We start from the raw sequence: 13,123 nt of genomic DNA, 5'->3' as shown, positions 1-13,123 counted from the left end.
AACAACCATGAAAACAGCGCTCGGCGCCCTGCTGCTGACCTGCCTGATCCCCCACGCACTCGCTGACGATCATCCTGTCGGCTTTCAGTCCGCCACGCTGACGGACCCGCGTCATCAGCGTTCACTGGAGATGGTTGTCTGGTATCCCGCCGCGGCCACTACTGCGGCCACCCGACTGTTCGGCGACAACCCGGTATTCGTCGGCGCCCCGGCCGTGCCCGATGCGCCACCGGCCGGCGGCAAGCATCCCTTGGTGGTGCTCTCCCACGGCTACGGCGGCACCTGGATCAACCAGACCTGGCTGGCCAGCGCACTCGCCCATCAGGGTTACATCGTGGCGGCGGTCAATCACCCCGGCACAACCAGCCGCGACCGCAGCCCGCAAGCGGCGGCTCAGTTGTGGCAACGTCCGGTCGATTTGAGCCGGGCCATCGACGCCGTCGCGGCGCAGCCGGAAAAGTTTGGCGCGGTCGCGCAGGCTCGAATTGCCGTGGTGGGACACTCTCTCGGCGGCTGGACCGCCATGGAAGTCGCCGGAGCGCGGTTCGACCCCGAGCGTTTTGCCGCAGACTGCAAGGCCCATCCGCAGTTGGCCAGTTGCACCGTTTACCAACAGATGAACCCCGCCAGCACCGAGGATTCAAAGTCGCGGCTGGCGGCGGACTTGCGCGACAAACGCGTCACTGCCGTGGTGTCCCTGGACCTGGGGCTGTCACGGGGCATGACCGATGCAAGTCTGGCGGCGCTGGCGGTACCGACACTGGTGATTGCTGCCGGCGTGCCGTCACCAGAGCTGCCTGCTCGGCTGGAGTCTGCCGACCTTGCCAAACGCCTGCCGGTAAAATCTTCGCGTTACGTGGAAATCAGCGACGCCAGCCATTTCAGTTTTATGGCGGTGTGCAAACCTGGCGCGGTGGCGCTGCTTGAGGATGACGTGCCGGGTGATGGCATTATCTGCGGCGATGGCAACGATCGCCCCCGCGAGGTGATCCAGCAACAGGTGATCTCGTTGATCAGTGAATTCCTGGCCCAGTCACCCGACAGCTGAAACCTTCCCCTGATTCACAAGGAGCCAAAACCCGCATGCTGACGCCCTCCCCCCAGACCTTTCGCGGCAGTTGCCTGTGCGGCGCGGTCCATTACCAGATCCGCTCGCGGCCCAAAGCGCTGTCTCATTGTCATTGCCGCCAGTGCCGCAAAAGCCACGGAGCGGCATTTGCCAGTTATGGCAGCGTGTTGCGCGAGAATCTGCAAGTGGTACAGGGCGTCGAAGCGATCAAGTCCTATCAGTCTTCCGAAGCGGTCTCGCGCCAGTTCTGTTTGCACTGCGGCTCGTCGCTGTTCTGGTCGCGCCAGCAGGGTGAGTTCGCCGACTGGATCTCGGTCGCGCTGGGGACGCTGGACACGACGTTCACCACGGAAAAACAGAAGCATGTCGAGGTGACGTCGAAGGCGCCGTGGTTTGACATCAAGGATCAATGGCCACAGCAGCCGTAAACCTTGATCAAACCTGTCTATTATCGATAACTTCCGCCCGCCAACGATGAGGCCCCCACATGAGCAAAGCCCCCTACGTTCCGCCGCAAGTCTGGACAAACGAAGCCCCGTCCGGCGGCCAGTTCGCCAGCATCAACCGCCCGATTGCCGGGCCGACCCACGACAAGACCTTGCCCGTCGGCAAACATCCGTTGCAGCTGTATTCACTGGCCACGCCCAACGGCGTCAAGGTGACCATCCTGTTGGAGGAGCTGCTGGCACTGGGGCACAGCGCGGCCGAATACGACGCGTGGCTGATCCGCATCGGCGAAGGCGATCAATTTTCCAGCGGCTTTGTCGAGATCAATCCGAATTCGAAAATCCCGGCGCTGCTCGACCGCAGCGTTGAACCGCCGATCCGCGTATTCGAGTCCGGCTCGATCCTGCTGTATCTGGCGGAAAAGTTCGGCGCCTTCCTGCCCAAGGACCCGGCAGGCCGCACCGAAACCCTCAACTGGCTGTTCTGGCAAATGGGCTCGGCGCCCTATCTGGGCGGCGGTTTCGGGCATTTCTATGCCTACGCGCCGGAGAAAATGGAGTACCCGATCAACCGCTTCACCATGGAAGCCAAGCGTCAGCTGGACGTACTCGACCGTCGTTTGGCCGAAAGCCCTTATCTGGCCGGCGACAGCTACACCATCGCCGACATCGCCGTCTGGCCGTGGTACGGGCAACTGGTGCGGAACAATGTCTATTCGGCGGCGGAATTCCTTGCGGCGCATGAGTACACCCATGTGCAACGCTGGGCAGAAGACATCGCCAAGCGGCCGGCAGTGATGCGTGGGCAACGGGTCAACCGTACCTGGGGCGATGAAGCGTCGCAGGTGCCGGAGCGGCATCAAGCCAGCGACCTCGACTGAGCCACACGACTCGTCCATCGGTTACAACACCACGCGGGGGCTCCATTCTGAATCCGAACGTGTCGTGCAACCGCCGCACATTCGCCTTGGCGGCCATTGGTCATGGCCGCCAATAAGCGATAGTCTCTGTTTCGACCTCCTTTAAAAGCACCGTGCCATGACCGACTCTGCCTTCTCATCCGACGTTGAAGCCATCAGCAGCATCGACGCGGTGCCCATGATCCTGAGCATGGTCAAGCACCTGACCGGGATGCGCTTCGCCGCCGTGGCGCGCGTCACTGACAAAAACTGGGTGGCTTGCGCGGTGGACGACTCGATCAATTTCGGCCTCAAACCCGGTGGCGAACTGGTGCTGGAGTCGACCATTTGTCACGAAATCCGCCAGCACCAGCAACCGGTGATTTTCGGCCAGGCCAGCACGCATCCGGTTTTTTCCCAGCACCACACACCGAAAACCTATGGACTGGAGAGCTACATCTCCATTCCCATCGTCAAAGCCAACGGTGAATTTTTCGGCACGCTGTGTGCCATCGACTCCGTACCGGCGAACCTCGACGAACCGGCCATTGCCAAAACGCTGACCCTTTTCGCCCAGTTGATTGCGATCAACCTCGACACGCAAAAGCGACTTGAGGCGACCAAGGTCGAGCTGAACAACGCCAACGAACTGGGGCGTCTGCGCGAACAGTTCATCGCGGTGCTCGGGCATGACCTGCGCACGCCACTGAGCGCGATTCGCATGAGTGCCGACTTGCTGGAAACCAGGACCGAAGAAAAACGTTCGCTGAATTTGATAGCGGCGATCCGCAACAGCTCGACGCGCATGGGCGTGCTGATCGAGAACATCCTCGATTTTGCCCGCGGCCGGCTCGGTGGCGGGATTCCGGTACAGCGCGTCCTCGTGGATGACTTGCAGCAGACCCTGCAACAGACCCTTGCCGAGGTGCAGGCATCTCATCCCCTCGCCATCTTCGAGTCGACACTGAACCTGCCGGCAGGTGTTCATTGCGATGCCTTGCGCATCAGTCAGTTACTGTCGAACCTGCTCGGCAATGCCGTGACGCACGGTTCGACCGCCACGCCGATCGTCCTCAAGGCTTATGCGCAGAACGACGAGATCGTGATCTCGCTGACTAATCAGGGGGTGCCGATTCCCGCCGCCCTGATGCCGCTGCTGTTCGAACCGTTTTCGCGATCCGAAGCCGGGCAACGCGGCGAAGGCCTCGGATTGGGGCTGTATATCGCGTCGCAGATTGCCACGGCGCACAACGGGACGTTGCAGGTCAGCTCGACACTCGACGCGGGAACCTGCTTCGTGGCGCGGTTCCCGGCGCGCTTCAAGTGGGCCTGAACCGCCGTCCGCGCTTACGCCGTCTGACGGCGCATGGTCAGAATCACCGCACCAAAACCAATGAACGTCGTGCCCACCACCCGGCTGACCCAACGCGACAGCGCCGGTCGGGTCAGCACGCCTTTGGCCCGCGAGGCCAGTGCGGCGTAGACACTCAGCGACGACACCGACAACGCCATGAAGATGGCGGTCAGAATCAGAAACTGCGGTAGCAGTGCCGCGTTCTGATCAATGAACGGTGGGAACAACGCGGTGAAAAACATCGTGGCCTTGGGGTTGGTCACGGCGGTCAGGAAAGCCGATTTGTAGAGTTTGCCGCGGGTCGGCCGAGCCTTGCCGGCCTCGCCATCAATGCCCTGCGCCAGCATCGGGCCCTTTTTGAGCAGTTGCTTGACCCCGAGATAGAACAGGTAACCGGCGCCGATGAACTTCACTGCGTTGAACAGCATTTCCGAGCTGGCCAACAGCGCGCCCAACCCAAGCATCGCCGCTGCCGACAGGCAGAACAGACCGCTGGCATTGCCCAGCGACGACCAGATGGTGCTGCGCTGTCCATGCGCCAGGCTGTTGTTGATTGCCATCAACGTCGCGGGACCCGGGCTGGCGATGGCAATCGCAGCGACCAGGGTGAAGGCCAGAATCGAGTGAGAATCCATTTTCAATGCTCGTAACAAGTGGGTGGCGGCATGTTACCTCAGGCAAACCCGCCGGCAAAAAAAAGCCCCGCGACCGAATGAAGGCACGGGGCAAAAAATTGGTTGGTTGCGGCCAACCAAAGGAGCTCTGTCAAAAACGTCGATCGGGCGGAATCAGATGCAGTCCTGAGCGGCCCGTTCAAAACTCGAAGGCAGGAAGTTCGAGGCCAGCAAGTGGCGTTCATAAATGAACACCTTGCCGCCGTTGCCGGCCTTGTAGGCCTCCAGCACGTTGTCCGCCGAAACCTTGCTCGGCACTACGATGCGGTAGCTGCGCTGGGTCTGCGAAACGGTCGGGCTGAGCGCACTGCCTCGCAGTTTCGGCACGACGCAATCAGCGTATTGCGCAGGCGTCTTGTCGGTCTGCAGGGTCAGGGTCGGGTCGTTCGGCGCCGAGGCGCAACCGGCGAGCAGCAACGAAGAAACCGCCAGGGCCGGAACAAATAAAGAGCGCATGGGTGTAATCCTGAAAATAAAGTGTCGGTTCAACCGGCAACGGTGCAGCGCCACCGCGCCGCCGTTGCCATTTATGGTTTGCGGTTCAGCTCGAAGCCACCAGCGCCTTGAGTGATGCATCGAATTGTTTCAACGCATTGAGTTGCAGGTCTCGCTGCTTCTCGATCTGCGCGGCGATCTGCGCGGCGATCTGCGGCGGCGCCTGGTGATGCACCCAGGCCGAGGGCAGTTGTTTTTCCACGGCACCTTCAGCCTTGCCGATGTATTGCAGGTCGGCGTCATAGAAGCGTGCGGTAAAACGCGCCTCGACCAGGCTGTTGCGTTGGGTCATCAAGCGGTTGAAGGTGTCGAGCTTCACCACGATGTCCGGATGGGCCTGAACCAGCTGATCGAGGCTGTCGTAGACGGTCACTGACAGAAACTGTTGCTGCAACGAGTTCACCAGCCAGTCAATCGCCAGTTCCGGGTCGGAGCTATCGACGAACGCTTCACGAATCCGCGAGTCCAGCGCACCCTTGGCACCGTTGAGCGCCATGTCGTGGTAGCGCTCGAGGTATTGCAGATTGTCCAGGGTGTTCTCGCTGTACAGTACGCCCACAGTTTGCGAGTGCTGCAACGTGGCGCTGCTGCCGGTGATGGACTGCAAGTGACATGACCGGCCGTCGTCTGCGAACGCTGGTGCAGCGGCAATCGCTCCGCCCGTCAGCAGGGCGACCAAAACCAGTCGGGTCAATGTGTTCATCGCGCAAATTCCTTGAGCGGCGTGTTCGATGGGGGTGATTTTCCGCCCATTGCCGACAAAGCAAAACTTGCGTTTCGTGATGGTCACTATTACTTCTAGCAATAGTTGCGCGCCGTGCAGACTGATCCACACTCACTACAACTAGAAAAAGATGCATGAGGAACCCTCTTTGAGAACGTTTGACCTGATCCGAGACGCCGTATTGCCCGACTTTCGCGAGCGTGTGGCCGAATACCTGGTCCAGTACGAAAGCGTCCTGCTGGACAAGACCGTCGCCGACCCGCAGCTTATTCAGGACACCGCCAATCAATTGCGCGGCTACTTGCGCGGCCTGAACACCACGCGAGTGCTGGGCATGGCGTATTGGGAAGAACTGGATCGGCGGGTGGTGGACTCCTGGCTCACGCCCAAGTCATGAGCGAGCGGTGCGTGTGGCCGCGACCGCACGCGCCACCCCACCTGCCAAAACGGCCCCGAACGCTTACAATCGCCCGTCTATTCGCCCATCAGACAGGCTCGTCCAGAAATGCCGCTCGACCCACCAACGATGTTGACCCTCTCCACTGCCCTGGCAGCGGCGGCAGCGCTGTATATGGCGATCGAGTGGCGCAGCATCCGTGAACCTTCCCTGTTGTTCTGGAGCGCCGGGTTCGCCACGATTACCGTGGGTTCCACTCTGGCCCTGCTGCGCAGCAACGGCCTTATGCTGATCGGCATCTGGTTCGCCAACGGCCTGCTGGTGACCGCGCATTTCCTGTTCCTGCTCGGCGTCGCACGCTTCACCCAGACGCGGCTGTCACGCACCTGGTCGCTGATTTTCGTCGCCTGGCTGGTCATGTTGTTACTGCCGGAGGGGCCGCTATGGTCGAAGGTCATGCTCGCGGCCAACTCGCTGCTGGTGGCGCTCTCGACCCTCAAGGCCAGTTTTCTCCTGCGCCCCCACGGCAAATCACTGAGCGTTGGCGCGGTGCAACTGCGTTACGTGCTGCTGGCTCACGGGATTTTCTATGTCGCCAAGGCGTTGACCGTGGTGATCCCCGGCACGCTGATCGATCTGGCGGCGTTTCGCGGCGAGATCATCCAGATTTCGCTGGTCGAAGGCGCGATGGCGATCATGTTGATCGCCCTGTCGATGACCGGCACCGAGCGCTACCGCCGGGAAAAACAGATCGCCCGGCTGGCAGAGCGCGATCCGCTGACCGCCCTGTACAACCGCCGCGCCCTTGAAAAACGCGCACCGCGCCTGCTGACGCAAGCCTCGCCCGAATGCCCCGGCGCCCTGCTGCTGATCGACATCGACAACTTCAAACTGGTCAACGACCAGTACGGCCACACCGCCGGCGACCGATTGCTGATCGCCTTGAGCGAGATGATCCGCTCGCTGCTGCCACGCCATGCGCTGACGGCGCGACTGGGCGGCGACGAGTTCGTCATTTTGCTAAATGATGCTTCCGGCGAACGCGTCGTCGAACTGGGCAACGCCCTACGTGAACAGTTTCTCGGCATGACTTCACAGACTTTCCCCACGCCCGCGGCGGTCACGTTGAGCATCGGCGCCAACCTGTTCGAACAGCCACCCGCCAGCCTTACCGCGCTGATCGAACAAGGCGACGCCGCACTCTACGAATCCAAACGCGGCGGGCGCAATCGCCTGCGTCTGACCGGGCTTCCCACTCCAGGATGAGCAATCCCATGTCTGAACTCGACACTCCCCTGCAAGACCTCGCGGCCCCCGAAGGCGTCTGCTACGGCTGCGGTGACCGCAATCCCCACGGCCTGCACATCAAAAGCCGCTGGCATGCAGACGGTGTGCACGTGCTCGCCGAACATGTGCCGGACGCCAGATACTGCGGCTGGCCGGACCTGGTCTACGGCGGATTGATTGCGATGCTGGTCGACTGCCATTCCAACTGGACGGCGATGGCCTACCACTACCGCACGGAAAACCGCGAACCCGGCAGCCTGCCGCGCATCGACTGCGTGACCGGCAACCTCGGCATCAAATTCATCAAGCCGACACCGATGGGCGTACCGCTGAGTTTGCGAGCGAAAGTCGAGGGTGACGTCGGGCGCAAGACCCGGGTGATATGCGAGGTGTATGCGGGGGATGTGCTGACAGCGGTGGGCGATTCAGTGTTTGTGCGGGTGGATACGGGGGCATTGGCCAACGCGGCGCACGGTCGATAAAAGCTGGCGAAACCTGCCGGTATTGGCGAACCGTCCACAGCAGGCGTCGTCAACTACACAACGCTCGCGATCGGCGAGCGTCATTTAAGAAAACGTGGGAGAACAGCAACCACGGCGTGACCGTTTGTTGAACCCAATCAGACTTCAGGCGATCAGTTAAGCCGCAAACCTGTGCCGAGCTGGAAAGCTCTTTCGCCACAGGTTTTCTGCTCAAGCCTGGATGACAACTGTCATCCAGTTAGACCTGCCACATTCGCCCGCGCCGAATGCAGCTTCTTGTAGCTCTCGATCAAACGCAAATGCCGATCCAGCCCTTCCAGCTTCATGCTGGTCGGCGTCAACCCGTAGAACCGCACGCTGCCGTTGACCGAACCAATCGCTGCGTCCATGCGCTCATCACCGAACATGCGGCGGAAGTTGGCTTCGTAGTCTTCCAGTTGCAGATCCTCGTCCAGTTCCATCTCCAGCACGACGTTGACGGCTTGATAGAACAAGCCGCGTTCGACGGTGTTGTCGTTGTACTGCAGGAAGGCTTCGACCAGATCCTTGGCCTGTTCGAATTTCTGCAGGGCGAGGTAGATCAGCAGGCGCAGTTCGAGGATGGTCAGTTTGCCCCACGGCGTGTTGTCGTCGAACTCGATGCCGATCAGGGTGGTGATGTCGGTGTAATCGTCCTGTTCGCTGTTTTCCAGGCCTTGGGCGAGGTTGCGCAGGCCGACTTTGCTCAGGTTGTGCAGGTTGAGGATGTCGGCGCGAAATTGCAGGGCTTTGTTGGTGTTGTCCCAGATCAGGTCTTCGACCGGGTAGATCTCCGAGTAGTCCGGCACCAGAATGCGGCAGGCCTTGGCACCGATGTGCTCGTAGACGGCCATGTAGACTTCCTTGCCCATGTCTTCGAGGATACCGAAGAGGGTCGCGGCTTCTTCGGCGTTGGTGTTTTCGCCATCGCCTGAGAAGTCCCACTCGACGAATTCGAAGTCCGGTTTAGCACTGAAGAAGCGCCACGACACCACACCGCTGGAGTCGATGAAGTGCTCGACGAAGTTGTTCGGCTCGGTCACGGCCTGCCCGGAGAAGGTCGGCTGCGGCAAGTCGTTCAAACCTTCGAAACTGCGGCCCTGCAGCAACTCGGTCAGGCTGCGTTCCAGCGCCACTTCCAGGCTCGGGTGCGCGCCGAACGAGGCAAACACGCCGCCGGTGCGCGGGTTCATCAGGGTCACGCACATAACCGGGAACTCACCGCCCAGCGACGCATCCTTGACCAGCACCGGGAAGCCCTGCTCTTCCAGGCCCTTGATGCCGGCGAGGATGCTCGGGTATTTCTCCAGCACTTCCTGCGGCACATCTGGCAGGGCCATTTCGCCTTCAAGGATTTCGCGCTTGACCGCGCGCTCAAAGATTTCCGACAGGCACTGCACCTGTGCTTCGGCAAGGGTGTTGCCAGCGCTCATGCCGTTGCTGAGGTAGAGGTTTTCGATGAGGTTGGACGGGAAGTACACCACTTCATTGTCCGACTGACGCACAAACGGCAGCGAGCAGATGCCACGCTGGGTGTTGCCTGAGTTGGTGTCGTACAGGTGCGAACCGCGCAACTCGCCATCGCGGTTGTAAATCTTCAGGGTGTATTCGTCGAGGATTTCGGCCGGTAGCTCGTCTTGCGGGCCAGGCTTGAACCATTGTTCGTCCGGGTAATGCACGAACTCGGCATTGGCGATCTCTTCGCCCCAGAACTGGTCGTTGTAGAAGAAGTTGCAGTTCAAGCGCTCGATGAATTCGCCCAGTGCCGACGCCAGGGCGCCTTCCTTGGTCGCGCCCTTGCCGTTGGTGAAGCACATCGGCGAATGCGCATCGCGGATATGCAGCGACCAGACATTGGGCACGATGTTGCGCCACGAGGCGATTTCGATCTTCATCCCGAGGTCGGCGAGGATGCCCGACATGTTGGCGATGGTCTGTTCCAGCGGCAGGTCCTTGCCGGCAATGCAGGTGCCGGCCTCGGAGCCCGCATGCGGCATCAGCAAGGCCTGGGCATCGGCGTCGAGGTTTTCGACTTCCTCGATCACGAACTCGGGGCCGGTCTGCACGACCTTCTTCACTGTGCAACGGTCGATCGACCGCAGAATGCCCAGACGATCCTTCTCGGAGATGTCTGCCGGCAACTCGACCTGGATCTTGAAGATCTGGTTGTAGCGGTTTTCCGGGTCGACGATGTTGTTCTGCGACAGGCGAATGTTTTCCGTGGGGATGTTGCGCGTGTCGCAGTACAACTTCACGAAGTAAGCCGCGCACAACGCCGACGACGCCAGAAAGTAGTCGAACGGCCCCGGTGCCGAGCCATCGCCCTTATAGCGAATGGGCTGATCGGCGATCACCGTGAAGTCGTCGAACTTGGCTTCAAGTCGAAGGTTGTCGAGAAAATTGACCTTGATTTCCATGCGGGATTACCAGAATACGGCTAAACGAATGGCGGCCATTATCCGGTTTTTACGCGGGAAGTCTTGTGCTTTCGGGAATCGCCGCTGATCGGCAAGCCGCTGTTGAAGAGGCAAATTGCACCGTCTTCACTACGCTTTTGAGGACAGTGCGTAGAAGAGCCGGAACATTGCGTGCGCGCCATTGTTCTAGGTTCAGAAGACTGCGGATCAAGGACGAGCACATGGATATTTCCAGTTATGCGGCGCCCCTTCCACCCCGGCAAAACGCCGTGACCCGGCGCCTGGCCATCGCTGTCGGCGCGCTGTTCGTCGCCGGCGTGATCGCCGCGAGCGTTGCCTTGCTCGGCATCGCCAATCGTCTCGACACCGAAGAAATCAGCAAAACCCGGTTTTACTCGGCCCGCGCCCTGGAAAACCGCATGACCGCGTCGAAGAACTACATATCCAGCTACGCCAACTGGACCACCGCCTATGAACATCTGAGCAACCCGGTGGATATCAACTGGGCGTTCACTGAGCAGAACGTTGGCAAAACCCTGTTCACCAATGACGGCTATGACGGCGTGTTCGTCCTCGACCGCGAGCATACCCGGTATGCGGTGGTGCGCGGCCAATTGCTCGACAGCGACGTCTCCAAATTTCTGCAAATCCCCGCCGCAACGCTGGTCGAACAGGTGCAGGGCCAGAGCGACTTGAGCATTCCCGTCAGCGTTTACTCGTTGTTCGAAGGCTGGCCGGCGCTGGTGTCGGCGGCGGCGATCATTCCCAATGATGCGCGGCCGTTGGGCGATCCACGGAAAACCTCGGTGTTGGTATTTGTCGACAAACTCACCCCGACCAAACTGCGCGCGCTCGGCAGCGGCTATGGCTTGAGCAATCTGACCCTCGCCCCTGATGAAACGCTGGCCCGCGATCGGCCCAGGGTGGCGCTGGACAACACCGGTTACAGCCTGATCGCCGATCTGGAGCAACCCGGTCAGCGCTTGTTGTGGTCATTGTTGCCCCCCCTCGGCGTGACCATGCTGGTGCTGATGCTGCTCACCGCGTATTTCTTTCGCCATGCGTTGCGCTCCTCGCAATATGTCGACCAAAGCTTTGCCGTGATGCAAGCCTCGAACCTCGCACTGGAAAGCGCCAATCGCGGACTGGAAGCCAGTGAGGAACGTTTTCGGGCGGTGGCGGAAGCCGCGTCGGACTGGATCTGGGAAGTCGACCGGGCGCTGTCGCTGACTTATCTATCGGCGCGGTTCAGCGAAGTGACCGGTTATCCGCAGGATTTTTGGCTAGGCCAGGACATCGGCCAACTGCTGTTCTGCGACACCACTCCGCTGGAACTGTGGCTGCGGGCACTGACCGAGCAAGCCAATACCAGCGACCTGCGTTGCACCTACCGCGATCACTCCGGCGAGCAACGTCATTGCCGACTTTCCGCACGGCCGATCTTCGACCAGCACGTCGTTGTCGGGTATCGCGGCACCGCCAGTGACATCACTGACGAAGTGGCCGCCCATGCGCAGATCCAGCACCTGTCCCTGCACGATGCGCTGACCGGCCTGCCCAACCGCAACAAACTGGCGCGCTATCTGGATGACGCGCTGCTGCTCAAGGAACACGCCCCGGCCCTGTCGCTGCTGATGATCGACCTCGACAACTTCAAGCCGATCAACGACTCACTCGGTCATCCGGCGGGCGATGCGGTGCTGCAAGAGGTCGCCACGCGTCTGCGCGAAAGCACCCGCGACAATGACATCGTCGCCCGGCTCGGTGGCGACGAGTTCGTCGTGGTGCTCAACGGCATGGACAGCCACGCTGAAATCGACAAATTCTGCACGCGCCTGATCGGCAGCCTGCATCAACCGGTGGTCTTCGAACACCATCCGCTGCACATCGGCGCCAGCATCGGCATCGCCCTCAGCCGTCGCCACGGATACGTGCCCGGCGACCTGATCCGCTACGCCGACATCGCTCTGTATCAGGCCAAGTCCGAGGGCAAGAACACCTGGTGTTATTTCGAAGCGCACATGAGCGACCAGATCCAGACCCGCCGGCAAATGGAAGATGACCTGCGCCATGCGCTCAAACACAACGAGTTCGTCCTGCACTATCAGCCGCGCTACAAGGTCGACGGCAAGCAGATCGTCTCGGTCGAGGCACTGGTGCGCTGGCAGCACCCGACTCAGGGGTTGCTCGGACCGGATGTGTTCATTGCCCTGGCGGAACAGACCGATCTGATCGTCCCGCTTGGCCGCTGGGTCTTGCGCGAAGCCTGCGAAACCGCGCTGGCCTGGCCGCCGGACATTCTGCTGTCGGTCAACCTGTCGCCGGCGCAGTTTGCCGTCAGCGATGTGGTCGAGGATGTCCGCGAAATACTGGTCGAAACCCGCTTCCCGGCCAGTCGTCTGGAACTGGAGATCACCGAAAACGTGATGCTCAACGACACCGACTGCGCGTTGATCACCATGAATGCGCTCAAGGAACTGGGCGTGCGCCTGAACATGGACGATTTCGGCACCGGCTACTCATCCCTCGGCTATCTGCGCGCCTATCCGTTCGACGGAATCAAGATCGACAAGCGTTTCATTGCCTCGATCAGCAGCGGTGCCAACGATCGCGCGGTGGTGCAGGCCATCATCGGCCTGGGCAAGGCCATGGGCCTGACGGTGACCGCCGAAGGCGTCGAGACCGAGGAACAACTGGCGATACTCGGCAAGGATCAATGCAATGAAGTGCAGGGTTACTTCATGAGCCGGCCGATCGACAAAGTGGCGTTTGCGCAGCTGTTGCAAATGTCCAGAACAGACCAGCCAGCCCACAAAAAAGGCCGCGTCACCTGAGCGGCCACTCACTGTGTCTGTCGAATA

General features: G+C 60.8%; 12 protein-coding genes. 8 read left to right on the top strand and 4 right to left on the bottom strand.

The genetic code is table 11. The features are described from left to right. Window positions 1-7 precede the first annotated feature (7 nt). From K5Y35_RS20385 to K5Y35_RS20370, 4 genes are all read left to right on the top strand, one after another. Window positions 8-1,048, top strand: coding sequence for an alpha/beta hydrolase family protein (locus K5Y35_RS20385; RefSeq protein WP_222832758.1), 1,041 nt, complete (start codon window positions 8-10; stop codon window positions 1,046-1,048). Between the two features lie 35 nt (window positions 1,049-1,083). Beyond that, complete coding sequence (locus K5Y35_RS20380) at window positions 1,084-1,497, top strand: GFA family protein (protein ID WP_123464268.1); 414 nt, start codon at window positions 1,084-1,086, stop codon at window positions 1,495-1,497. 59 nt (window positions 1,498-1,556) lie between these two features. Next, window positions 1,557-2,396 (top strand): glutathione-dependent disulfide-bond oxidoreductase, encoded by an 840-nt coding sequence (gene yghU / locus K5Y35_RS20375; protein WP_186748267.1) that lies wholly within the window; start codon window positions 1,557-1,559, stop codon window positions 2,394-2,396. Between the two features lie 157 nt (window positions 2,397-2,553). Continuing rightward, window positions 2,554-3,747: a GAF domain-containing sensor histidine kinase gene (locus K5Y35_RS20370; protein WP_123464264.1), complete on the top strand. Its 1,194-nt coding sequence runs from the start codon at window positions 2,554-2,556 to the stop codon at window positions 3,745-3,747. Window positions 3,748-3,761: 14 nt separating this feature from the next. On the opposite strand, the gene K5Y35_RS20365 is transcribed toward K5Y35_RS20370, so the two are convergent. The 3 genes from K5Y35_RS20365 to K5Y35_RS20355 all read right to left on the bottom strand — a co-directional run bounded on the left by K5Y35_RS20365 (window position 3,762) and on the right by K5Y35_RS20355 (window position 5,640). Continuing rightward, window positions 3,762-4,403 carry a LysE family translocator gene (locus K5Y35_RS20365; RefSeq protein WP_222832757.1) on the bottom strand — a complete coding sequence of 214 codons (642 nt, stop codon included), beginning with the start codon at window positions 4,401-4,403 and terminating at the stop codon, window positions 3,762-3,764. 153 nt (window positions 4,404-4,556) lie between these two features. Next, window positions 4,557-4,898 carry a hypothetical protein gene (locus tag K5Y35_RS20360; RefSeq protein ID WP_123464260.1) on the bottom strand — a complete coding sequence of 114 codons (342 nt, stop codon included), beginning with the start codon at window positions 4,896-4,898 and terminating at the stop codon, window positions 4,557-4,559. A gap of 85 nt (window positions 4,899-4,983) precedes the next feature. Further along, window positions 4,984-5,640: an ATPase gene (locus K5Y35_RS20355; RefSeq protein ID WP_222832756.1), complete on the bottom strand. Its 657-nt coding sequence runs from the start codon at window positions 5,638-5,640 to the stop codon at window positions 4,984-4,986. A gap of 169 nt (window positions 5,641-5,809) precedes the next feature. Between K5Y35_RS20355 and K5Y35_RS20350 the strand changes: the two genes are divergently transcribed. The 3 genes from K5Y35_RS20350 (at window position 5,810) to K5Y35_RS20340 (ending at window position 7,827) form a co-directional block, all read left to right on the top strand. Continuing rightward, window positions 5,810-6,058: a hypothetical protein gene (locus K5Y35_RS20350; RefSeq protein ID WP_222832755.1), complete on the top strand. Its 249-nt coding sequence runs from the start codon at window positions 5,810-5,812 to the stop codon at window positions 6,056-6,058. A gap of 108 nt (window positions 6,059-6,166) precedes the next feature. Then, window positions 6,167-7,324, top strand: coding sequence for a GGDEF domain-containing protein (locus tag K5Y35_RS20345; RefSeq protein WP_123464254.1), 1,158 nt, complete (start codon window positions 6,167-6,169; stop codon window positions 7,322-7,324). A gap of 8 nt (window positions 7,325-7,332) precedes the next feature. Continuing rightward, window positions 7,333-7,827 carry a PaaI family thioesterase gene (locus tag K5Y35_RS20340; protein WP_128615103.1) on the top strand — a complete coding sequence of 165 codons (495 nt, stop codon included), beginning with the start codon at window positions 7,333-7,335 and terminating at the stop codon, window positions 7,825-7,827. Window positions 7,828-8,057: 230 nt separating this feature from the next. Here K5Y35_RS20340 and K5Y35_RS20335 read toward each other — a convergent pair whose 3' ends face one another. Beyond that, window positions 8,058-10,262, bottom strand: a complete 2,205-nt coding sequence (locus K5Y35_RS20335) for an OsmC domain/YcaO domain-containing protein (RefSeq protein WP_128615104.1) — start codon at window positions 10,260-10,262, stop codon at window positions 8,058-8,060. Between the two features lie 221 nt (window positions 10,263-10,483). Here K5Y35_RS20335 and K5Y35_RS20330 point away from each other — a divergent pair, with 221 nt between their 5' ends. Continuing rightward, window positions 10,484-13,096 (top strand): EAL domain-containing protein, encoded by a 2,613-nt coding sequence (locus K5Y35_RS20330; RefSeq protein WP_222832754.1) that lies wholly within the window; start codon window positions 10,484-10,486, stop codon window positions 13,094-13,096. The last annotated feature ends 27 nt before the right edge of the window (window positions 13,097-13,123 follow it).

The organism is Pseudomonas sp. SC3(2021) (assembly GCF_019856535.1).
Classification (GTDB): Bacteria; Pseudomonadota; Gammaproteobacteria; order Pseudomonadales; family Pseudomonadaceae; genus Aquipseudomonas; species Aquipseudomonas monsensis.
Note: the sequence above shows the minus strand (reverse complement) of the source record. Positions and strands in the feature narration are given on the sequence as shown.